This window comes from Flavobacterium sp. CF108, from assembly GCF_900129795.1.
Taxonomy (GTDB): domain Bacteria; phylum Bacteroidota; class Bacteroidia; order Flavobacteriales; family Flavobacteriaceae; genus Flavobacterium.
On record NZ_FQWW01000008.1, the window covers coordinates 26,189 to 49,563 of the forward strand.

The following is a 23,375-nucleotide window of genomic DNA, read 5'->3' on the forward strand; positions in this document are numbered from 1 at the left end:
TCTTTATTAAAATTTAACACTTAATCCTAATTGCGTTGTTACAGATGCCGGACGATTTACCCCAAAAGGAGAAGCGGCCCATTCTGGATCATATCCATCAAAATCTGTAAATACAAATGGATCTAAAACATTTACATAAATTCTCAAATTACTGATTTTAAGTCTTTTCAATAGTTCTGAATTTAATGTGTATCCTAAAGATATATTTTTGATTTTTACATAAGAAACATCTCTGTAGTACCCAAATAAAGAAGTCCAGTAAGCTCCTGCACCAGTTGCAACCGGCCCCGGTCTTGGATTTGTGTTATTGGCATTAGCCTGAATTCCGGCTCCGTTTGTTGGAATAAAATAATCCATTGCCAGTTTTTGACGTCCTCTGTCACTTACATCGGCAAAGTTTTGGTGAAAAGTACTTAAAACCGTTTGTCCCTGACTTGTCAAAACTGAAAAATTGAAATCAAAATTACCAACCGTCAGTTTAGAATATAAACTTCCCTGCCAATCCGGATTTGCGTTTCCAATAACCGTTCTGTCATCCTGATTAAATTTACCGTCGCCATTTAAATCTTTTGGCCTTGCCTGCCCCGGAGCTTGTCCGTAAGATGCTGCACGCGCTGCTTCGCTTTCCTGCCAAACACCATCGTAAACGTAGTTGTAATTAGGATTTAATTCTGAACCCAGAATTAATTTATTTCCAATATCACTAACCTTGTCCTGATTGTAAATTGACTCTAATTTGTTTACGTTTTTAGTGAATGTAAAAGTCGTTTCCCAATTTACATTTTCGCTTTTGATGTTTTTTGTGGTTAATAAAACCTCGATACCTTTATTGCTTACAGAACCAACGTTTGCAAAAGTATTTTTCCATCCGCTTTCTGCAGGCAATTGCTGTTTGTAGATTAATTTATCTGATAATCTGTCGTAAACGTCAACACTTCCTGAAATTCTGTTTTTTAAGAAACCGAAATCAAGACCTAAGTTTAGTTCTCGTGTTTTTTCCCAGGTTAAATCCTGATTTGCCAAGTTTTCTGACTGCCAGCCCGAAACTACATTGGCTCCGTTTGCATAAAAAGTCTGCTGATTTAATAAAGCCTGAGAAGTATAAGGCGCTACGTTGTCGTTTCCTGTATAACCTAAACTTGCACGAAGTTTTAAGTCTGAAATTACATTACTGTTTGCCAAGAAAGATTCCTTGCTGATTTTCCATCCTAAAGCTACAGAAGGGAAACTCTGCCATTTATTACCTTCTGATAAAACAGATGAACCGTCCCATCTTGAAGAAGCAGTCAATAAATATTTGTCTTTAAATGTATAGTTTAAACGAACGGCATAAGAGCTTAACGTATTTTTTTGATATCCAGAACTGATATTATAACTGGTTTGAACTCCAGATCCCATATTATTTGACCCCGTATTAAAAGGCTGATTATTAGAATATAAATACGAAGTTTCATCAACATTTGAATACAAACTCTGCAATAATAAAACGCTGAAATCATGAACTTCAGCAAAAGTATGTTTCAAGTCAACTTGATTGTCCCAAGTATAATTGAAATTGTTGAAGTTTTTTATTGATGCCGAATTTTTTCCGTTTAAGGTAACTCCGGCATTTGACTGTGCGCCATATGCAGCACTTGTAACGGTATTTTCTATTCCGGCAGAAAAAGTAGTTTTAAACGAAAGCCATTTTAAAGCTTGGTATTGAAAGAAAACATTTCCAACAGTCTGCCATGTTTTTTCTGTCTGAGATGAATTGGCAATTTCCATTAACGGGTTTACTGCACTGGTTTTATTAATTGCCCAAGAACCATCAGGATAAGTTAATTTTCCCGGAAGGAAAAATAAAGTTCCTACTCTTTCATTTCCATCAGCATCAACTGCCCACGGCGACATTAATGGGCTAAGTCTAAAAGCATCCTGCATTGCTAAATCACTTCCTAATTGTGTGTCAACACGAGCAATGGTAACGTTTGCACCAGTCGTAAATTTGTCGTTTATTTTATGATTTAATCCTAATTTGAAAGAGTATTTATCTGTTCCGTCATTATCGATAAGTCCTTCATCACTTTGAATCCCGAATCCTAAATTGTAGCTCAACCCAGAATCTGAACGGCCTGTAACATTTAAGTAATTGTTTTGTGTCATTCCCGTTTTTAGAACTGCATCTGCCCAGTCAAAATTGTAACCGCTGTTAGCTCTTTTAACTAATAACGGGCTTTGATTTCCTGCCAAAGCTGCAAGCTGCGCAGGCGTTTGAGTTGCCGGAGTTGCGCTCATGTAAGCAACCTGGTGAAATTTCCACCATTCTTCACCGCTCATCATTTTTGGTAATCTTGCCGCTGTTTTTGTTCCATAAGAAGAATCAAAAGTTACGTTGATTCCAGATTTTACGTTGGCACCGCTTTTTGTTGTAACAATAATAACACCGCTGGCTCCTCTTGAGCCATAAATTGCTGCTGATGAAGCATCTTTTAAAACGTCCATTCTCGCAATATCCTGCGGGTTTAAAAAGTCAATATTATCAACAGGAACTCCGTCTACAACATATAATGGAGATGAACCTACTAAAGAGTTATTTCCTCTAATAACCACTTTAAATCCGTCGCCCGAACGTCCTGAAGTTGACGAAATCGTAACTCCGGGCGTACTTCCCTGAATGGCTTCAAGTGCGCTTGTTGTATTTCGTTCGGTAATAGTTGCCGCGCTGATCGTGCTTACAGATCCTGTAAGGTCTGTTTTCTTTACAGAACCGTATCCCACAACTACAACTTCGTTTAATGAGTTTGATTGTTCTGCAAGACTTACATTAATTGTTGTTTTTCCGGCTGCGCTTACTTCCTGCGTTTGAAAACCTAAATAGCTTATTATTAAAACCGCTTTGCTATTGGTTACGTTTATTTTAAAACTTCCTTCAAAATCTGTCGAAGTTCCGTTTTTAGTTCCTTTTTCCTGAATGTTAACGCCCGGCAGCGATAATCCTGTTGCATCTGTAATTTTCCCTTCTATTGTTGTAGACTGTGCGTTTATGGTATTGCACAGGAGGAAATTCAGGAAAAATAAAAATACCAGATTGTATTTTGTTTTTTTCTTTAATGGTTGTTTAATTTTCATAAGTGGTTTAGTGGTTTGGTTAAATGTTATTGTTACTAGTTTTTATTTGTTTACTTTTTTTCCATTTATATAAGTATTTATAAAATTGATGTTCTTTACATTTTTTAATGAATAGACTGAGTCTGCTTTTTCGATTTTTACATTTTTAAGCGTAATGTTTTCTACCGGAGATTCTGCATAACCTTCTGCCAAAACACCGAATTTCCCGCCGTTTTTTACTGTGATATTTTCAAGGTTTATATTTCGTACTATTGGAATAAAATTTCCTGTTTGCGAGCCGTACACGTTATAAAACATGGTTACGAGTAAAACACATTCTTTTACGGTTCCTACTTCAAGGTTTCGAACAAAAACATTTTCAATTACGCCTCCTCTTTTTGAATTGGTTTTGATGCGAATGGCACGATCTAAGTTTGGACTGTCCATTACACAATTCTCAACAAAAACATTATTTACTCCGGCAGAAATTTCACTCCCAATTACAACCCCGCCATGACCGTCGATCATTTTACAATTTTGAACAATGATATTTTTACTCGGAATTGCTACTCTTCTTCCGTCGGCATCGCGCCCGGCTTTTATAGCGATGCAGTCGTCGCCCGTGTTGAAAGTGCAGTTTTTGATTATTACATTTTGAGAATATTCAGGATCGCAGCCGTCGTTGTTTGGTCCGTGGCTGTTTACCGTTACACCGTCAATAATAATGTTGTTGGTTTTTAGGGGATGCAGAATCCAAAAAGGAGAATTGATAACGGTTATGTCTTTTACCAAAACAGTATTGCATTCAAAAAACTCAATAAAGTTGGGACGGAGATATCTTCCGTCTCCAAAAATTCTTTCTGAAACGGGAATATTTTTCTCAGCCATATCAACTAAAACTTCCCGATTTGCTGGGTCATTTTGAGACGGAATTCCTTTTTTCCAGCCGTATCCTTTTCCGCCAGACCAAATCCACCAATTGGTGCTGTCTGCCTGACCGTTTAAAGTTCCTTTTCCGGTAACGGCAACATTGGTTTTGTTTTTAGCATAAATAAGCGGAGAATAGTTCATTACTTCTGTTCCTTCCCACGAAGTATGAGCAATAGGATAATCTTTTGGATTTAAGCTGAAAAGAATTTCTGCCTGATCTTCTAAATGCAGGTTTACATTGCTTTCTAAATGAATGGCTCCGGTTAGGTATTTCCCATTTGGAACAATCACTTTTCCACCGCCATTTTCTACGCAGGTTTTAATGGCTTTTTCGAAGGCCAAAGTGTTTAAAGTTTTGCCGTCTGCAACAGCTCCAAAATCGTTTATATTATAGGTTTTATCCTGAAATTTTGTTTGAGGAAGACTTTTTATGGTCAATTCGATGTTTTTCCACGGATTAGATTCAGAAACAGCTGCAACTTTTTTAGCACAGGATATAGTCAAAACAACCATTATGCTGGCAAAAACAATTGATTTATACGCTATAATCCTGTTTATAATCATTTTTGTGGAATTTTAGGTAAACATTGAAAAAACATGAATAATCATGTAATCGATTACACGAAAATAGAAAATATGTTCCATCCAACCAAATTTATTTAGAAATTTATTGTATTTTTAATTTTTATTAAGAATTATAATTACATTTAATGCAAAAATAATTGTAATTTATTATCATTGTAAAATAAAAAACGTTGTAGTAATTCATTATGGTAATCGATAACATTAAATATTTGGTTATCTAAAAAAAATGTATTTTTGTCTAAGAATTTAACTTGTAAAAACCCTTTTTAATGAGCGAAAAAGTAACCATTTATGATATTGCCGAAAAATTAAATATCACTGCAGCTACTGTTTCCAGAGCGTTGAATAACAACCCGAAGATTAAAGAAAGCACTCGTGAGTTGGTTATTAAAACCGCTGCCTCAATGAACTACAAGCAAAACAAACTTGCTTTAGCATTAAAAAGCGGCCGTAGTAACAATATTGGCGTGATTGTACCGCGTATAGACAGTAACTTTTTTGCCTCTGTGATCAGGGGAATCGAAGAAGAACTGCATCCTCATGGTTATCAGGTAATTATTTGCCAGACACATGAAAGCAAAAAGAGAGAAAACGAAAATTTATATACTTTAATTGATGCTCAGGTTGACGGAATTTTAATGTCTGTAACCGATGTAACTGACGAAAATGACGGCGCGTTTCAATATGTTCTTCAAAAGAATGTTCCGCTGATTTTCTTCGATAGAAGCAAACATATTGAAGGTGTAAGTTCTGTAACGATAAACGACTTTAGAGGTGGTTATTTAACGACCAAACATTTAATTAATGAGGGTTGCAGAAAAATTGCGCATTTCTCCGGAGATCAGTCGCTGGAAATCTTTAAAAACAGGTTTTTAGGCTACAAACAAGCTTTATTAGATCACGGAATTGATTTTAAAGAAGAATATGTTATTTATACAAAAAGTGCGGTTGAAGCCGGAAAAGAAGCCGTTGATAAACTGTTGCAGTTAGAAACGCCGCCGGATGCTATATTTTCTGCAAGTGATTTTGCTGCATTAGGCGCAATTCAGGAATTAAAAGAAAGAAACATCAGTATCCCGAAAGAGTTTTGTGTGGCTGGTTTCAGTAATGAACCTTTTACTAAATTCATGGAATTATCAATTACTTCTGTAGATCAGTCGCCGCTTGAAATGGGAAAAATGGCAGCGCGCGTTTTCTTAGAGCAGGTTGATAAAACAGAAACCATCAAAATCGAAAAAAAGGTAGTTCTCGCACCAGAATTACACATCCGTAAATCTTCGTCAAGAAGCACCTTTTAGTTTTTTTTAACCATATAAGTATATAAGTATAAGTAAATTTAAGTTTGCTTAAAACAATAAAAAAGCAGCTCTTATGGAGTTGCTTTTTTTACTCAAAGTATAATCTAAAATGAACTTATATAACTTATATGGTTTAAAAATAAAAAAGACGCACTGCTGTGCGTCTCTACATATAAACGTTTGTCACTTTGTATTTTTGTACCTTTGTAACTAAAAGCTAAAGCGATACTCCTCTTTTCCAAGGGATGAAATCGTTTTGGTTTAATAACGCTGCTTTGGTTTTGATTGTTCCGCTGGCAACATCTATAATAAACTCTAACATTTCATCTGCCATTTCATCAATTGATTTTTCTCCGGTGATGATTCCTCCGGTGTCAATATCGATAATGTCAGACATTTTGTTTGCTAACTGCGTGTTTGAAGAGATTTTTACAACCGGAGCAATTGGATTTCCTGTTGGTGTTCCTAAACCTGTTGTAAACAATACCATGTTTGCTCCAGAACCCACCATTGCTGTTGTACACTCTACGTCGTTTCCTGGCGTACAAAGCAAAGTTAAACCTGGTTTAGTGATATATTCTCCGTAATCAAAAACTCCTGTAATAGGTGAAGTTCCACCTTTTTTAGCCGCTCCTGCAGATTTCATGGCATCAGTAATTAAACCGTCTTTGATGTTACCCGGAGACGGGTTCATATCAAATCCTGAACCAGCATCTACAACCGTTTTTTCGTACCATTGCATTAAGTCTAAGAAACGTTTTCCACCTTCGTCTTCAACACATCTGTTTACTAATTCCTGCTCCACTCCGCATAATTCAGGGAATTCAGAAAGAATGGTAGTTCCGCCTAAAGCAGCCAGTAAATCTGAAGTCACACCTAAAGTTGGGTTTGCAGAAATTCCAGAGAATCCGTCAGACCCGCCGCACTCTAAACCAATTCTTAGTTTAGATAATGGAGCTGGTTCTCTTTTTATTTCGTTTGCTTTTTTAATCGCTTCAAAAGTATCTTTTACCACACTGCTTAACATCGTTTCAATAGTTCCGATAGCTTGCTGATCGTAAATTAAAACAGGCTTTTTACTATTTGGATTTATAGCATCAAGAGCGTCTTTGAAAATCTGAATTTGAAGGTTTTGACATCCTAAACTTAAAACAGTTGCTCCGGCAACGTTTGGATTGTTTACATAACCTGCCAAAAGTTTAGCCAGACTATGAGAATCCTGACGAATTCCGCCGCAGCCGCCTTGGTGCGTGATGAATTTTACTTCGATATTGTTGAATAAGTTAGCATCATTTGAAGCTTCCTGATTTCCGGCACCGCCAGTTTCAGATTTTACTAAAGATCGTAACAATAATTGATAATCGTTTTCTTTAGGTTTCATTAATTCTTTCTCAAAAATATCTTTTAAGATTTCGATATTTCTGTTTTCACAAAATACTAACGGAAAAAACAACCAAACATTTTCAGTTCCAACTTGTCCGTCTTCTCTGTGATAACCCTGCCATGTTCTGTCTTTCCATTTGTCAATATTTGGAGCATTCCAGCCTATCGTTTCTGTTTTACCAGTAACTTTATCACTTTCGTGTTTCACATTTTCAGTAGAAAGCAATCCTCCTCTTTCGATTCTTGCACTTGCTTTCCCTACTAAAACTCCATACATAATGATTCTGTCCCCTACATTAAAAGGAACCATTGCAATCTTATGTTTCATTTTTACATCTGTCTCAACCGTAACTGATTCTCCTTCAAAATCAATTACTTCACCAGCTGTAAGATTCACCAAAGCAACCGCAACATTGTCGGTTGGGTGAACTTTTATTAATTTTTTCTGCACTGCCATAATCCTTATTCTTTTTGCTTTTTGTTTTTTTTATTTTTTATTTTATTCTTTCCTGAAACCTGGTAAACCCAGCTTCAATTCCATTTGCATCAATTTCTTCTAAAGCAACTGTAATCGCTTTTGTTAATCCAGGAATTTCTGTTAAGTCTTCATCCCAAAAACTTTTGTTTTGCAAAGTCAATCTCGCTATTTTTTCATAATCATCTGATTTCCATAAACCGTCAAAAAACGAAACGATATCTTCACTGTCATTTACCGGTAAATTTTGACCGTTCCAAGTTCCTTTGTAGAAACGTATTAAAGCCGCAAATGCAAAAGTTAAATGAACCGGAAGTGTTTTGTGAATATCTGCATATCCTGTTAAACTTGGCAACACACGAACTTTAAATTTTGAAATTGAATTTAAAGCGATTGAAGATAATAAATGTTTGATAAACGGATTTCTAAAACGGTCTAAAATTTCTTCAGAGAAACTTGCCAGTTCTTGTTTATCCATGTTTAATGTTTCATTAATCTCTTCAAAAACAGCTTTGTTAATGAATTTTCCTGTAAAAACATTATCAACTGTTTCTTTTACGGTTTCATTTCCGTAAAGTAACGAAAAAGGAACCATAGCTGTATGCGCTCCATTTAAAATTCTCACCTTACGTGTTCTGTAAGGCTGCATATCTTCAACAATTTTTACATCAAGATCTGTTTTTTCAAACGGAAGTTTTGCTTTCAATTCATCATCTCCTTCAATAACCCATAAAAAGAAACTTTCTGCACTTACAATTAAATCGTCTTTGTACTCTAACTGACTGTTGTATTCTTCGATTTGATCCTTCGGATATCCCGGAACAATTCTGTCAACTAATGTATTGTGGAATGAACAGTTGTTTAAAAGCCATGAAACAAATTCCTGGCCTAATTTCCAGTCTGTACAATATTTCAAAATAACTTCTTTTAAAGTATCTGAATTATAATTGATTAACTCACAAGGAATGATTGTTAATCCTTTATCAGCGGCACCATTAAAATGTTTAAATCTCTCATGCAAAAGTACGGTTAATTTTGCAGGAAAAGATACAGGAGGCTGCATTGTAGGCAAGTCTGAAGCGATGTATTCGATTCCGGCTTCAGTTGTGTTTGATATAATAAAAGCCAGTTCCTCTTCTTTGGCTAAAGCCAAATATTCATTGAAAGAAGCATAAGGATCAACTGCTTTTACAATATTAGTTATTAATTCTTTTTCCTGAATTTCCTCGCCTTTTTTTACACCTTTCATAAACAAAGTGTATAAACCATCTTGTGCATTGATCATATTCACCAACCCTTTATCAATAGGCTGAACAACAGCGATTCCGGCATTAAAACCAGCATTTTGGTTTAATTTCTGAATAGCATATTCTACAAAAGCTCTTAAGAAATTACCTTCTCCAAATTGAACTATTTTAATAGGAAGTCTGTTTGAAAACTCTGAATTTGATCTGTTAATTTTTTCCATTTTAATTTTTGCTTTAAAGTGTTTTAAATAACCACTTAATACCTTATTGACATTTTAATACATTGTAAATGAAACATTACACTCGTAATTAAAATAGATCTTGCTGTGAGGAGTGACAAGATTTATTTTTCAAGCGTAATGCTCAATTACAATCTCTAAAATCTAAAAAAAACGCATAAATAAGGATTGGCATGATTACTCCTTATTTATTTTCTAATATCTTTTATAATGTCAAGAACTTGTTTAACCTTAGTAGTTAAACCATCGAAATCTTTATTATCTAATATATCTTTTGAGATCAATTGTGATCCTAAACCAACGCAAGTTGCTCCTGCATTCAACCATGAACTCAAGCTTTCAACTGTTGGATAAACACCTCCTGTAGGCATAATGCTTGTCCACGGAGATGGCCCTTTTATGGCTTTGATAAATTCCGGACCGTAAGTATCTGCCGGAAATAATTTTACAATTTCACAGCCTAATTCTTCTGCTCTTGCAATTTCAGTAAGTGTGCCGCAGCCTGGCGACCAAAGTACTTTCCTGCGATTACAAGCAATTGCAATATCTTCTCTAAATACCGGAGTTACGATAAAATTTGCCCCTAAACTCATATATAATGAAGCCGCAGCGGCATCTGTAATAGAACCAACACCCAAAATCATTCCCGGTAATTCTGCTAAAGCATATTTGTTTAAAGCTCCAAAAACTTCATGTGCAAAGTCGCCTCTGCTCGTAAATTCCATTAATCTGGAACCTCCGTCGTAACAAGCTTTTAAAACTTTTTTACTTAATTCAATATCCGAATGAAAAAACAACGGCACCATTCCGTTATCCTTCATTGTCTGCGCAACCTCTATTCTTGAATATTTTGCCATATCTCTAATTAATTATCTTGATACTAATGCAGAACCATCACCATCAATCATATTTTCAACTTCTTTTAAAGTAACCAAATTGTAATCGCCGGCAATTGTGTGTTTTAAACAGCAAGCTGCCACTGCAAAATCTAAAGCTCTCTGGTTATTATTTTGATATTCTAACAATCCGTAAATCAATCCTCCCATAAAAGCGTCACCGCTTCCTACTCGGTCTACAACTGGTGTAACTTCTTTTACAGCTGCCTGATAAATTGTTTTTCCGTCAAATAAAATACCGCCAATTCTTTGGTGTGATGCACTTACAGAATAACGAAGCGTTGTTGCTGCAATTTTTAAATTCGGAATTAACTCAAATAATTTTGAGTATAAAACCTGAAGTGATTCCTGATCCTGATAATTAGGGTTTTCTTTTGGAATTCCTAACATAAAATAAGCAGTATCAATATCACCTAAAACAACATTACAGTATTGCAGCATTTCCGGCATTACTTCGCTTGGCGTTTTGCCATACTGCCACAATTTTGATCTATAGTTTAAGTCGCAGGAAATTTTGATTCCCAATTTATGAGCCGCTTTAATAGCTTCTAAACAAGCTTCTGCTGCAGTTTGAGAAATTGCCGGAGTTATACCGCTCCAATGGAACCATTCTGCACCTTCTAAAACTTTTTCCCAGTTTATCTGGCCTTTTTCGATAGTGGCCATTGCACTGTGCGCACGATCGTAAACTACGTTACTGCCGCGTGTTCCTGCTCCGGTTTCCAGAAAATAGATTCCTAAACGATCTCCTCCATAAACAATGCTTTTGGTCTCGACATTCATTTTTCGCATTTCTTTTAATGCCGATGTACCAATTTCATTTTCAGGTAATCTTGTAACAAATTCGGCATTTACACCATAATTAGCTAAAGAAACACACACATTAAATTCTCCGCCTCCGTACGTAGCACCAAATGCTGTAGATTGCGAAAAACGTAAATGTCTTTCTGTCGATAAACGCAGCATGATTTCTCCAAATGCAACTACTCTACTCATATTATATTTTTTTACCTGTATTTCTTTTTTACCATTAAGATATTAAGAAAGTTAAGTTTTACTCTTTTCTTTTATATTTCAAACCATATAAGATATTAAAGGAAAATTAAGTTTGATAAAACTCATTTTTAATTCTTTACTTTCTTTAAAAATACTAAGCCTTACACTTAATTTTCTTAATATCTTAATGGTAAAACTTTAATTTAGAATTTGAAATATTCTTTTGCGTTGTTGTATGAAATATCGGCAACTAATTTTCCAATCCATTCCATATCGTTTGGAAGTTCTCCGCGTTTGATTTCATCTCCTAAAAGATTACATAAAATACGTCTGAAATATTCGTGTCTTGGGAACGATAAGAAACTTCTTGAATCTGTCAGCATTCCAACGAAACAACTGATTAATCCCATATTTGAAAGCGCATTTAACTGCTTTGTCATTCCGTCTTTTTGATCTAAAAACCACCATCCTGAACCAAATTGTACTTTTCCGCGAACGCTTCCGTCGTTGAAATTTCCAATCATCGTTGCCATAACTTCGTTATCAGCCGGGTTTAGGTTATAGATAATTGTTTTAGTCAATTTATCTTTACTGTCTAAAGCATTTAAAAAGCTTGATAATTTTTGTGCCTGCGGATAATCTCCAATAGAATCCCATCCTGTATCTGGACCTAAAATCCTGTGCATACGTGCATTGTTGTTACGCAAAGCACCTAAATGAAACTGCTGTACCCATCCAAATTCATGGTAAGTTTCAGATAAAAACAATAAAACAGCGCTTTGGAATTTTAAAGCTTCTTCTGAAGATAGAATTCTGTTTTCTCTTTTCTTTTTGAAAATAGTATTAATCTCAGATTCTGTAAATTGTTCAAAATAAATCTGATCTAAACCGTGGTCACTTAATTTACAGCCATTGGCATTAAAAAATTCAATTCTTTTTCTTAATGCCGAAAGTAAATCAGCATAAGTATTAATTGCAACTCCGGACACATCCCCTAATGTGTCCAGATATGCATTATAACCATCATTAGCAATTAAGATGGCTTTATCGGGTCTGAAAGCCGTACTCATTTTAGTTCCAATTGGATTTTTTGCCAGTTTTTGGTGAAACTCTAAACTGTCAATCGGATCTTCGGTAGTACAAACTAATTCAGCGTTTACTTTTTTAAGAAGGTTTTGTGTGCTGTAAGCCTGAGAATTTATTTTTTCAGTTGTTTCGATATAAATTTTCTCCGCATTTTTTTCATTCAGCAAATCATAAATATCAAAATAGCGCGCTAATTCTAAATGTGTCCAGTGGTACAAAGGATTACGCATGGTGTACGGAACTGTTTTTGCCCAGTTTAAGAACTTGTCTTTATCTGAACCATTTCCTGTTACAAACTGCTCGTTGATCCCTAATGTACGCATGGCACGCCATTTATAGTGATCTCCATTAATCCATACATTTGTAATGTTATCAAAAATCTTGTCTTCGGCAATAAACTGCGGATTTAGGTGATTATGATAATCAATAATTGGCTGGTTTTTAGAGTAATTGTGATACAACTCTTCAGCGTATTTATTTTCTAACAGAAAATTATCGTGTATGAATGTCTGATTCGCGCTCATGTCTTTTAAAATATATTTTGAGAATTATTCTTCGTTTGAAGGTTTTCCTATTGTTGCCAGGATTCCGCCGTCAACATATAAAATGTGACCGTTAACAAAATCACTCGCTTTTGAGGATAAAAATATCGCTGCTCCGGCTAAATCACCTGGATCTCCCCATTTTGCAGCAGGCGTTCTGCTAATAATGAAATCGTTAAACGGATGTCCGTCAACTCTAATAGGTTTTGTTTGTTCTGTAGCAAAATATCCCGGTCCGATTCCGTTGATCTGAACATTGTATTTTGCCCATTCTGTTGCCATGTTTTTAGTCAGCATTTTTAAACCGCCTTTTGCAGCAGCGTACGCCGAAACTGTATTACGACCCAATTCACTCATCATAGAACAAATGTTGATGATTTTTCCTTGTCTTCTTTCAATCATTCCTTTGGCAACGTGCTTAGAAACAATAAACGGACTCACTAAATCAATATCGATTACTTCTCTAAAATCAGCAACTTCCATATCGATTAATGGAATTCTTTTGATAATTCCTGCGTTGTTAATCAAAATATCGATTGGTCCAACTTCACTTTCAATTTTTGCAACAGCAGCTTTTACTTCCTGCTCTTCGGTTACATTAAATTTGTAACCAACCGCATTGATTCCTTCGCTTTTAAGTGCAGCTACAGCATCGTCAATTTTTTGTTGGGATGAATTTCCGTTTACCACAATCGTTGCTCCGGCTTCTCCAAGTCCTTTTGCCATTGCCATTCCCAGTCCGTGCGTACTTCCTGTAATAAGGGCAACTTTTCCTTTTATGTCAAATAAGTTTGTCATTTTCTTATCTTAAATCAGTGATTTTACAAACATCCATATCTCCGTAATCTAAATTCTCTCCAGCCATTCCCCAGATAAAAGTATAGTTGCTGGTTCCTGATCCTGAGTGAATTGACCAAGGCGGAGAAATTACTGCCTGATGATTGTTCATCCAGATATGTCTTGTTTCCTGCGGCTGTCCCATAAAATGACAAACAGCTTGATTTTCAGGAATATCTAAATAAAAATAAACTTCCATTCTACGATCGTGAACGTGCGCCGGCATTGTATTCCAAACACTTCCCGGTCTTAATTCCGTCATTCCCATTTGTAATTGACAGGTTGTTACAACACTTCCAATAATCATTTGGTTTACCGTACGGTGATTCGCCGTTTCCATCGTTCCCAATTCTAATTTATTTGCTTCTGCCAAGCTTACTTTTACCGTTGGGTAAGTCGTGTGAGCCGGTGCAGAGTTGATATAAAATTTAGCCGGATTCTTGCTGTCAATACTTTTGAAGATTACTTCTTTATTCCCGCTTCCAATGTATAAAGCATCTTTAAAACCAAGTTCATAAGATGTTCCTTCCACTACTACAGAACCGCTTCCTCCAACATTAATAATTCCTATTTCTCTTCTTTCTAAAAAGTACGGCGCTTTAAGCGGATCGATTGTTTCCAGCGCTAAATCACCTTTTGCAGGAACTGCAGAACCTGCAATGTATCTGTCATAATGCGAATAAACCAATACAACTTCATCTTCCTGCATTAAGTCATCAATTAAGAATTCTTCTCTCAATTGCTGTGTGTCGTATTTTTTAACTGCTTCTGGGCTTGACGCGTATCTTGAGCTATATTTTGTCATAATTTTATTTTAATGTAATCGATTGCACAAATTTAATTTTTTATATTGAAAAAAGCATAATTCAAACTAAAAAATATTTCAATACTAAATTACAGATTTGTAATTGGACTATACTTTGGAACTAATGATTTCATTACTAACCAGCCTGCCAAATAACAAACAGCACAGATTGAAAAAATAATCATATATCCTGTATTTATTCCGTTTACCACATTTTCACCCGCAGTTGTAAGCGACTTTAAAAAATCTTCTAAATTCCCTACTCCTCTTTGAGACAGAAAAGCCTTTTCTGTTACTGCATTTTGAAGTTGTGGATATTTTTCTAATAATGGCTGACCATTTACAGTACTCCAATTTCTTTGTGTAAAATCAAATAATACTCCAGAGCCTTTGTTTATTAGTGTCGAACCAATTCCTCCAGCTAATCCTCCAATGCCTGTAATTGTTGCGATTGCTTTTTTTGGAAACATATCTCCAACTGTAGTAAAAATATTTGCTGACCAAGACTGATGCGCTGCACCTGCAATTCCGATAATGATAACCGGTACCCAATAACTAATATATCCTAAAGGCTGAGCAGCTAAAGCTAATAAAGGGAAAAAGGCGAAAATAAGCATTGCTCTCATCCTCCCTTCATACGGATTCATGCCTTTTTTTTCTACAAAATAAGTAGGCAGCCACCCTCCAATAATTGACAACAATGTAATAGCGTAAAGAACAAACAATGGCCAAGCTGCCTGAGCTGAATCCATTCCGTAAACCGAACTTAAATAAGCCGGAGTCCAGAATAAAAAGAACCACCAAACACCATCAGTCATAAATTTACCAAATGCAAAAGCCCATGTCTGTTTATATTTAAAGCATTCTTTAAAAGATACTTTTGAAGAAGTTTCTGGAACAAAACCTTCTAATTTACTTTCTGCAATATCATCTTGCTGAATATAAGCCAATTCCTCAGCAGATACATTTTTATGCTTTTCTGGTTTATCATACATAAATATCCAGAATCCCATCCAGATAAATCCTAAAGCTCCAATGATAATAAAAGCCATTTCCCAACCAAAAGCTTTAGCTATAAAAGGAATTGTAACTGGCGCCGCCAAAGCTCCAACTGTAGCGCCGGCATTAAAAATACTTGTTGCAAAAGCCCTGTCTTTTTTAGGAAAATATTCTGCCGTAGTTTTAATAGCAGCGGGAAAGTTTCCTGCTTCTCCAACAGCCAGAACAAAACGTGCAAAAATAAACAAAGTAACACTTACATTAATTACCAAGGCAGTATCCTGAACGGAGCTTATTATTTCTTTTGACCCATGAAAGCCTACGAACCAATCTCCAGTAATTATTCCAGAAGTAGCAATACCACAAAAAGCATGAAGACAAGCTCCTATAGACCAAATTCCAATTGCCCATAGAAATCCTTTTTTTGTATCTAACCAATCTACAAAGCGACCAGCAAATAATAATGAAACAGCATAAAATATCGAAAACAAGGCAGTTATATCTCCATAATCACTATTTGTCCAGTGAAATTCTGGAGCAATAGAATCTTTCCAAGTCAACGAAAGAACTTGTCTGTCAAGGTAATTAATTGTGGTTGCAAAAAACAAAAGCGCACATATACTCCAACGATATTTTCCTGCGGATTTAATACTTTGATTTACTGTAACAGCATCGGTTTGACTCATGATAGTGGTTATTATAGTTAGATTATTTAATTTTAAGATCTGTATACAAATGCATAATTTAAACACATTAGGATCAAGAGATTAAAATTATAGGATTGCAATAATGTAATCGATTGCACAAATATAGTTTTTAATCTTTATATTCCAAATAAATTATATATAAAATTATTTTAAGTATCAAATTTAAGACATTGCGTAAAAAAAAGAACTCAAAATTACACATTAACCAATATATTTGTTAAAAGTCAACAGGTCAAAATCATCCGTATTTAGGGGTAAAATTGTCCTGTAATTTAATCTCTGTGAAATTGTTTTTATTTACCTTTCATTTATTCAAATTCAAATTTATAAATCAGCTCGATCAAACAAGTAAACAATTGTAAAACAACTAATTAAATTTAACATTGAAAAATTCAAAAAAACAATATTTTAGAAAAACGGTATTTAGTTTTATCCTTTTTACAGGAGTATTATTGAATATAAAGGCGCAAAATCAGTTAATTCCGCTTTGGAATAAAATTCCGGATGAAATTAAAGCGGCAGATTATAAAGAAAAAGAAGTTATAACTGATGGAAAAGTTCAAAGTACCAGTTTAGTTACAATTCCCACTTTAACGGCATTTTTTCCGAATGTAACAAAACCAAATCAGACTGCTGTAATTATTCTTCCCGGCGGGGGATATCAGCATTTGGCTATTGATAAAGAAGGAACAAAAGTGGCGCAATGGTTTAATAGTTTAGGAATTCCTGCTTTTGTATTGAAATACCGACTTCCGAGTGATTTAATAATGAAAAACAAAAATATCGGTCCACTGCAAGACGCACAGGAAGCAATTCGCTACGTAAGACAAAATGCAGCAAAATGGAACATTGATCCTAATAAAATTGGAATTTTAGGTTTCTCTGCCGGCGGACATCTGGCTGCTACTCTATCTACTCATTATGACGATAAAGTTTATGAATCTACTTATAAAGTAAGTGCACGTCCTGATTTTTCTCTTTTAATTTATCCTGTAATTTCAATGCAAAATGATATTACACACAAGGGTTCACAGATTAATTTACTTGGAAACAATCCTTCACAAGATTTAATAGACTCATTTTCAAACGAAAAGAAAGTTACCGCAAAAACACCCCCTGCTTTTTTAATTCATGCTACAGATGATACGGTTGTTTTACCAGAAAACAGTATCGATTATTATTTAGCCTTGAAAAAAAATGGAGTTACAGCGGAGTTACATTTATATGAAAAAGGCGGTCACGGTTTTGGTTTAGGCGTAAACGACACCAGCAAATATTGGACAAGAGATTGCGAAGAATGGCTAAAAGCAAACGGCTATAACTAAAATCAAAAAAGTAGTAAACAAAAAAAAAGGCTTTTAGAAGAGGCCAACCAATTAACCGAATCTAAAAGCCCATAAAAAATAGACATCTGTTGTATTATTTGCAAATTTCTACAAGTTACCCATGATAAAGTGAATATGTCAAATTTTTAAAAAATTAAAAAAATTGTTTCTCCAAAAACAGTTAAACCATTAAGATCTTTAGTAATAATCTAAAAAGGTAGTAAATCATATCTTGATCTCAACAAGACAAATCTAATACAGCCTTTTGAGATCCCATTACGGGTTTCCCGTATATTTTTTTTAAAAGTTGCTAAGGTTCTAAGATTCTGAGGTTCTAAGTTTTTTTATGCTTAGAACCTTTCTTATTCTAGGTTAAGTTGAAACCGTAATCAAACAAATAAATTTGCATAGTAAATTACAAGTTCTGTCAAAACTGAAACCAAATAGAAAAGAGAAAATCTTTCTTGTTCTAGATTAAGTTGAGAAAAAAACGAAACCAATAAATTTGCATAGTAAATTACACGTTCTGTCAAAAACTGAAACCAAATAGAAAAAGAAAAATCTTAGAATCTCAGTATCTTAGAACCTTAGTAACTTCTTGTCTTAGATTAAGTGGAAGCAAAAACAAAACAAATAAATTTGCATAGTAAATTACACGTTCTGTCAAAAACTGAAACCAAATAGAAAAAGAAAAATCTTAGAATCTCAGTATCTTAGAACCTTAGTAACTTCTTGTCCTAGATTAAGTGGAAGCAAAAACAAAACAAATAAATTTGCATAGTAAATTACACGTTCTGTCAAAAACTGAAACCAAATAGAAAAAGAAAAATCTTAGAATCTCAGTATCTTAGAACCTTAGTAACTTCTTGTCCTAGATTAAGTGGAAGCAAAAACAAAACAAATAAATTTGCATAGTAAATTAAACGTTCTGTCAAAAACTGAAACCAAATGGAAAAAGAAAAATCTTAGAATCTCAGCATCTTAGAACCTTAGTAACTTCTTGTCCTAGATTAAGTGGAAGTAAAAACAAAACAAATAAATTTGTAAAGTAAATTAGAAGTTCTGTCAAAACTAATTTCAAAGTAAAATACTTAGAACCTTAGCCACTCAGAACCTCAGAACCTTAAAAAAAATGAAAACTCTTGAATTCTTATTACTCGGAAAAAACGAAGCGATATTGGCCATTTTACTTCGCCTTGTAAACGCATATGAAGATTGGAACGCAGTTTCTTTCAACAATGAAAAAGAAGCTCAGGAATATTTTCAGAATCACAAAATCGATGTTGTTCTTTTGAGTTCCGGAATCGAAGATCATGTCGAAAAAGAGTTTACTTCATTTTGCTTAAAACAGCAGCCGGAAGTTGAAGTAATTGAACATTTTGGCGGAGGAAGCGGATTATTAAAATCAGAAATTCTCCACCGATTATATCTAAAAGGAAAAATTTAGGTACCAGTATTTTTCTCTTTTAAAATTCATTAAAAGCTTTACGATAATACATTAACGAATATCCAATTTTTATTGACGATATATCGCTAGGATCTCTATTGCCTTTTCTGAAAATCCTTTTAAAATCAACACATTACAAACAAGGCATTTTATTTGAATGCAAAACATTGAAAATCAAATACAAAATATTTTTTAAACCTTTTAATTAACAACAAAATCACATTATCATGAAAAAATTAATCCTTACCGCAGCTTTATTATTTGTAACATTTATTGGATTCGCTCAAAAACCAAGTCCGGCATTGTTAGACCCTACAAATCATACATTAGTCCTAATCGATTACGAAAGCCAAATGGCATTTGCAGTAAGCAACATTCCAATCGATCAGCTTAGAAACAACACCGCTCTTGTAGCCGGAGCATCAAAAATATTCAAAGTCCCAACTATTGTAACAACGGTTGCCGAAAAATCATTCAGCGGACCTGTTTTTAGAGAAATTGAAGAATTCTATCCTCAAAAAACTTCAAACTATATCGATCGTACTACAATGAATACTTGGGAAGACGCACCGGCACGAAAAGCAATTATTGCAACTGGTAAAAAGAAAATCGTTTTTGGCGGTTTATGGACAAGCGTTTGTATTGTTGGGCCAGTTTTATCAGCAATCAACGAAGGTTATGATGTTTACGTAATTACAGATGCAAGCGGAGACGTTTCTAAAGAAGCACACGAAATGGCTGTAACTCGTATGGTACAAGCTGGCGCACATCCTGTAACTTCATTGCAATATTTATTAGAATTACAACGCGACTGGGCTCGTCAGGAAACTTATGTACCAGTAACAGATTTAGTTAAAAAATACGGTGGTGCTTATGGTGTAGGTGTTCAATATGCTCATGAAATGTTGAAACATTAATTAGAACACGGATGAAACGGATTCGCTCCGCGAAAACGCGGATAAAAACGGATTTTTAATCATCTGTTATCAATAAAAAATCTGTGTAAATCCGCGTCTTTGCAAAGCAAATCAGTAAAATCTGCGGCCATTTCCCACTAAAATACTTTCAGCAAATGTTGAAACACTAAATTTAATTGAAACACAGATGAAACGGGTTCGCTTCGCGAAAACGCTGATTTACACAGATTTTTTTATATGTAGTTATTTAAATTTTAAATCCGTTTTTATCCGCGTCTTTGCAAAGCAAATCAGTAAAATCAGTGTGCCATTTCCCACTAAAATACTTCCAGAAAAACGAAGAAAGGCTGTGTAACCGCACAGTCTTTTTTTCTCCCAAAACCAACTAAAAATACCACTATTATGAAACTCTCTTTCAAAATATTAGTTTTTCTTTTAATCCTTTCACTTCCCGTTTTCGCTCAAGGGAAAAAAGCCACACTTATCGTTCATCATGCTGTAATTCACACTTTAGACGATAAAAATACAATTGCCGAAGCTATGGCTGTAGCCGATGGAAAAATCCTGAAAACAGGAAAAAACAGCGAAATCTTAAAATTAAAAGACAAAAAAACAACTGTAATCGATGCTAAAGGAAAAACTATTATTCCCGGAATATTCGATTCTCACATGCACATTATTCGAGGCGGTAGATTCTTTAATACCGAGTTGCGCTGGGACGGCGTTCGTTCTCTCAAAAAAGCTTTGGCAATGCTGAAAGAACAAGCTCAAAGAACTCCAAAAGGACAATGGGTTCGTGTTGTAGGCGGCTGGAATGCCTATCAGTTTGAAGAAAAAAGACTGCCAACATTAGCAGAAATCAACGAAGCAACAGGCGATGTACCAACATTTATACTTCATTTATACGGACACGCTTATTTAAACAAAGCAGGATTACAAGCTTTAAAAATTGATGCCGATACACCAAACCCAAATGCGGGATTAATTGAAAAAGATCCTGACGGAAACCCAACCGGATTATTAGTTGCTGAGCCAAATGCTTTTATTTTATACTCAACACTTTCAAAACTTCCGGAATTATCTCCAGAAGAAAAAATAAACTCTACAAAACAATTTATGACCGAAACGAACCGTCTTGGCGTGACCGCTATTATGGATGCAGGAGGTGGATTTCAAAACTTTCCAGACGATTACGGTGTAACAAACGGTTTATGCAAAGACAGCGATTTAACGATTAGAATGCCGTATTATTTGTTTGCTCAAAAAGCAGGAAGCGAATTAAACGATTACACCAAATGGATTAATACCGTTGAAATTGGCGAAGGCTGTGACGACGATCATCATTCAGACAAAGTAGAATATCATGTTCAGGGCGCCGGAGAAAATCTAGTTATGAGTGCCGGAGATTTTGAAAATTTCGATAAGCCAAGACCAGAATTAAGCCCGGCAATGGAAGGACAATTAAAAGAAGTTTTGTCTTTATTAATTAAAAACAGATGGCCGTTTAGAATTCACGCCACTTATAACGAAAGCATTACAAGATTTTTAAATGTAATTGAAGATATTAATAAAGAAACACCTTTAAACGGACTTTTATGGTTCTTTGATCACGGAGAAACTGTTTCTGCAGAAAATTTAAAACGAATAAAAGCTTTAAACGGAGGATTAGCGATTCAGCATAGAATGGCATATCAAGGTGAAAGTTTTATTAAAAGATATGGAAAAACGGCAGCTGCGAATACAGTTCCGCTTAAGAAAATCTTAGAATTAGGAATTAAAGTAGGAATGGGAACTGACGGAACACGTGTTGCAAGTTACAATCCGTGGGTTGGTTTATATTGGTTAACAACCGGAAAAACTTTAGGCGGTTTAAAATATATGAATGATGAAAATATTCTGGACAGAACTACTGCTTTAAAATTATTCACTTACGGAAGCGCACAATTAATCAATATTGAAAAAGACAGAGGAATGCTGACAGCAGATAAACTAGCTGATTTCTCTATCCTTTCTGATGATTATTTCACTGCTCCTGAAGAAAAAATTTTAAGCATCGAATCAAAATTGACAGTTGTAAACGGAAAAGTAGTTTATGCCGATAATGACTTTAGAACTTTTGCAAATCCAACACCAAAAGCGATTCCGGATTGGAGTCCAGTAAATTACTTTGGAGGTTATCAAAAAAACTAAATAATGAAAAATACATTCCGATTATTGTTGCTTTTGGGGATTATTTTTTCTGCAAATGCACAACAAAAACCAGTTTTCCAAAAGCTGCGATATGACGATGATTTCCAATATCTAAAAGCCGATTCGACGAAAACTTGGTACAAGAAAATCAAATATATTCCGTTAGGGAAAAATGACAAATATTACGCCTCAATTGGCGGAGAAATCAGAGAACAATATTTTTATACCGTTAATGACAAATGGGGCGATGAAACTACAGGCGGTGACGGTTATTTATTGTCGAGATATTTACTAAATGCCGATGTTCATTTAGGGAAATTCAGAACTTTTATTGAATTTCAAAGCAGTTTAGCAAACAGTAAAATCGATCCGAGTCCGGTTGATGAAAACGAACTTGATTTTCATCAGGCTTTTTTAGATGTTGATTTCATTCAAAATAAAAACCAGCAGTTAACATTTAGAGTTGGAAGACAAGAAATTGCATACGGTTCTCAGCGATTGGTAAGCGTTCGCGAACGCCCAAATAATAGAATTGCTTTTGACGGAATGAAACTATTCTACAAAAACAACAATTGGCAGACGGATGCTTTTTACTCACATCCTGTTGCCAATAAACCCGGAGTTTTCAACGATGATTTTAATGACAATGCAAAACTTTGGGGAAGTTATTTCGTAATTCATAAAGTGCCATTTATTCAAAATATCGATTTATACTATTTAGGTTTATGGAAAAACCGAGCCGTTTTTGATAACGCAATTGGCGAAGAAACCAGACATTCCATAGGAACAAGAATTTGGAAAACAAAAGGAAACTGGAAATATGATTTTGAAGGTTTATATCAATTCGGAAAAATCGAATCGCAAAATATTTCCGCATGGACGCTTTCATCGAATACTTCGTATACTTTTGAAAACGTAAAATTCAATCCAGAAATTGGTTTAAAAACCGAGTTTATTTCCGGAGATAAAAACAGTAATGATAATCAATTACAGACATTTAATCCATTGTATCCAAAAGGTGCTTATTTCGGTTTAGTCGGTTTAATTGGCCCATCAAACTTAATTGACATTCATCCGTCAATTGCATTAGATTTAACCGAAAAATTAGGTTTCGGAATCGATTATGATATTTTCTGGAGAAGTTCCATTCACGACGGTTTATACGCCCCAAACATGCAGCTTTTGTATTCCGGAGACAACACAACAGAACGTTTTATAGGAACGCAGTTGATCACAAATTTTGATTATAATGTCAATCCTTTTTTAACAGTTTCAATAGAAGGCGCATGGTTTGATGCAGGTGCATTTTTAAAAGAAGCTGGTTCAGGAAAAGATTATTTTTACACTGCTTTGACAGCACAATTTAAATTCTAAATTTGTG

Annotated in this window: 16 protein-coding genes; 6 read left to right on the plus strand and 10 right to left on the minus strand. The window is 34.8% G+C overall.

Annotation, left to right across the window (positions count from 1 at the left end; genetic code table 11):
* Positions 1–6 precede the first annotated feature (6 nt).
* Together BUE10_RS19815 and BUE10_RS19820 are read right to left on the minus strand one after the other, a co-directional pair.
* Positions 7–3,111 (minus strand): SusC/RagA family TonB-linked outer membrane protein, encoded by a 3,105-nt coding sequence (locus BUE10_RS19815; protein ID WP_073488180.1) that lies wholly within the window; start codon positions 3,109–3,111, stop codon positions 7–9.
* Between the two features lie 42 nt (positions 3,112–3,153).
* A complete protein-coding gene (locus BUE10_RS19820; RefSeq protein ID WP_073488182.1) occupies positions 3,154–4,584 on the minus strand; it encodes a glycoside hydrolase family 28 protein in 1,431 nt (476 codons plus the stop codon).
* 290 nt (positions 4,585–4,874) lie between these two features.
* Between BUE10_RS19820 and BUE10_RS19825 the strand changes: the two genes are divergently transcribed.
* Positions 4,875–5,903, plus strand: a complete 1,029-nt coding sequence (locus tag BUE10_RS19825) for a LacI family DNA-binding transcriptional regulator (protein ID WP_073488185.1) — start codon at positions 4,875–4,877, stop codon at positions 5,901–5,903.
* A gap of 217 nt (positions 5,904–6,120) precedes the next feature.
* Here the strand turns inward: BUE10_RS19825 and BUE10_RS19830 are convergent, their stop codons facing one another.
* The 8 genes from BUE10_RS19830 to BUE10_RS19865 form a co-directional block, all read right to left on the minus strand.
* The gene (locus BUE10_RS19830; protein WP_177178045.1) at positions 6,121–7,743 is read right to left on the minus strand and encodes a UxaA family hydrolase; all 1,623 of its coding nucleotides are present in this window, start codon (positions 7,741–7,743) and stop codon (positions 6,121–6,123) included.
* A 37-nt stretch (positions 7,744–7,780) separates the two neighbouring features.
* A complete protein-coding gene (locus BUE10_RS19835; protein ID WP_073488187.1) occupies positions 7,781–9,229 on the minus strand; it encodes a tagaturonate reductase in 1,449 nt (482 codons plus the stop codon).
* Positions 9,230–9,435: 206 nt separating this feature from the next.
* Entirely contained in the window at positions 9,436–10,104 is a 669-nt protein-coding gene (locus BUE10_RS19840; protein ID WP_073488190.1) for a bifunctional 4-hydroxy-2-oxoglutarate aldolase/2-dehydro-3-deoxy-phosphogluconate aldolase, read from the minus strand.
* 12 nt (positions 10,105–10,116) lie between these two features.
* The gene (locus BUE10_RS19845) at positions 10,117–11,139 is read right to left on the minus strand and encodes a sugar kinase (RefSeq protein ID WP_073488193.1); all 1,023 of its coding nucleotides are present in this window, start codon (positions 11,137–11,139) and stop codon (positions 10,117–10,119) included.
* Positions 11,140–11,342: 203 nt separating this feature from the next.
* On the minus strand, positions 11,343–12,749 hold the full coding sequence (uxaC, locus tag BUE10_RS19850) for a glucuronate isomerase (RefSeq protein ID WP_073488196.1): 1,407 nt from the start codon (positions 12,747–12,749) through the stop codon (positions 11,343–11,345).
* A gap of 24 nt (positions 12,750–12,773) precedes the next feature.
* Positions 12,774–13,565 (minus strand): gluconate 5-dehydrogenase, encoded by a 792-nt coding sequence (locus BUE10_RS19855; protein ID WP_073488199.1) that lies wholly within the window; start codon positions 13,563–13,565, stop codon positions 12,774–12,776.
* Between the two features lie 4 nt (positions 13,566–13,569).
* The gene (kduI, locus tag BUE10_RS19860) at positions 13,570–14,409 is read right to left on the minus strand and encodes a 5-dehydro-4-deoxy-D-glucuronate isomerase (protein WP_083598204.1); all 840 of its coding nucleotides are present in this window, start codon (positions 14,407–14,409) and stop codon (positions 13,570–13,572) included.
* An 89-nt stretch (positions 14,410–14,498) separates the two neighbouring features.
* Positions 14,499–16,094: an MFS transporter gene (locus BUE10_RS19865; protein WP_073488204.1), complete on the minus strand. Its 1,596-nt coding sequence runs from the start codon at positions 16,092–16,094 to the stop codon at positions 14,499–14,501.
* 404 nt (positions 16,095–16,498) lie between these two features.
* On the opposite strand from BUE10_RS19865, the gene BUE10_RS19870 reads away from it, so the two are divergent.
* From BUE10_RS19870 to BUE10_RS19890, 5 genes are all read left to right on the plus strand, one after another.
* Positions 16,499–17,440: an alpha/beta hydrolase gene (locus BUE10_RS19870; protein ID WP_073488206.1), complete on the plus strand. Its 942-nt coding sequence runs from the start codon at positions 16,499–16,501 to the stop codon at positions 17,438–17,440.
* Positions 17,441–18,572: 1,132 nt separating this feature from the next.
* Positions 18,573–18,887 (plus strand): hypothetical protein, encoded by a 315-nt coding sequence (locus BUE10_RS19875; protein ID WP_073488209.1) that lies wholly within the window; start codon positions 18,573–18,575, stop codon positions 18,885–18,887.
* A gap of 227 nt (positions 18,888–19,114) precedes the next feature.
* Entirely contained in the window at positions 19,115–19,804 is a 690-nt protein-coding gene (locus tag BUE10_RS19880) for a hydrolase (protein ID WP_073488212.1), read from the plus strand.
* A gap of 402 nt (positions 19,805–20,206) precedes the next feature.
* Positions 20,207–21,994 (plus strand): amidohydrolase, encoded by a 1,788-nt coding sequence (locus BUE10_RS19885; RefSeq protein ID WP_073488214.1) that lies wholly within the window; start codon positions 20,207–20,209, stop codon positions 21,992–21,994.
* A gap of 3 nt (positions 21,995–21,997) precedes the next feature.
* The gene (locus BUE10_RS19890; RefSeq protein ID WP_073488216.1) at positions 21,998–23,368 is read left to right on the plus strand and encodes an alginate export family protein; all 1,371 of its coding nucleotides are present in this window, start codon (positions 21,998–22,000) and stop codon (positions 23,366–23,368) included.
* Positions 23,369–23,375 lie beyond the last annotated feature (7 nt).

Coding starts and splice junctions, on each gene's coding strand:
- BUE10_RS19815 (WP_073488180.1), bottom strand. CDS start 3,111: ATGAAAATTAAACAACCATTAAAGAAAAAAACAAAATACAATCTGGTA.
- BUE10_RS19820 (WP_073488182.1), bottom strand. CDS start 4,584: ATGATTATAAACAGGATTATAGCGTATAAATCAATTGTTTTTGCCAGC.
- BUE10_RS19825 (WP_073488185.1), top strand. CDS start 4,875: ATGAGCGAAAAAGTAACCATTTATGATATTGCCGAAAAATTAAATATC.
- BUE10_RS19830 (WP_177178045.1), bottom strand. CDS start 7,743: ATGGCAGTGCAGAAAAAATTAATAAAAGTTCACCCAACCGACAATGTT.
- BUE10_RS19835 (WP_073488187.1), bottom strand. CDS start 9,229: ATGGAAAAAATTAACAGATCAAATTCAGAGTTTTCAAACAGACTTCCT.
- BUE10_RS19840 (WP_073488190.1), bottom strand. CDS start 10,104: ATGGCAAAATATTCAAGAATAGAGGTTGCGCAGACAATGAAGGATAAC.
- BUE10_RS19845 (WP_073488193.1), bottom strand. CDS start 11,139: ATGAGTAGAGTAGTTGCATTTGGAGAAATCATGCTGCGTTTATCGACA.
- uxaC (WP_073488196.1), bottom strand. CDS start 12,749: ATGAGCGCGAATCAGACATTCATACACGATAATTTTCTGTTAGAAAAT.
- BUE10_RS19855 (WP_073488199.1), bottom strand. CDS start 13,565: ATGACAAACTTATTTGACATAAAAGGAAAAGTTGCCCTTATTACAGGA.
- kduI (WP_083598204.1), bottom strand. CDS start 14,409: ATGACAAAATATAGCTCAAGATACGCGTCAAGCCCAGAAGCAGTTAAA.
- BUE10_RS19865 (WP_073488204.1), bottom strand. CDS start 16,094: ATGAGTCAAACCGATGCTGTTACAGTAAATCAAAGTATTAAATCCGCA.
- BUE10_RS19875 (WP_073488209.1), top strand. CDS start 18,573: ATGAAAACTCTTGAATTCTTATTACTCGGAAAAAACGAAGCGATATTG.
- BUE10_RS19880 (WP_073488212.1), top strand. CDS start 19,115: ATGAAAAAATTAATCCTTACCGCAGCTTTATTATTTGTAACATTTATT.
- BUE10_RS19885 (WP_073488214.1), top strand. CDS start 20,207: ATGAAACTCTCTTTCAAAATATTAGTTTTTCTTTTAATCCTTTCACTT.
- BUE10_RS19890 (WP_073488216.1), top strand. CDS start 21,998: ATGAAAAATACATTCCGATTATTGTTGCTTTTGGGGATTATTTTTTCT.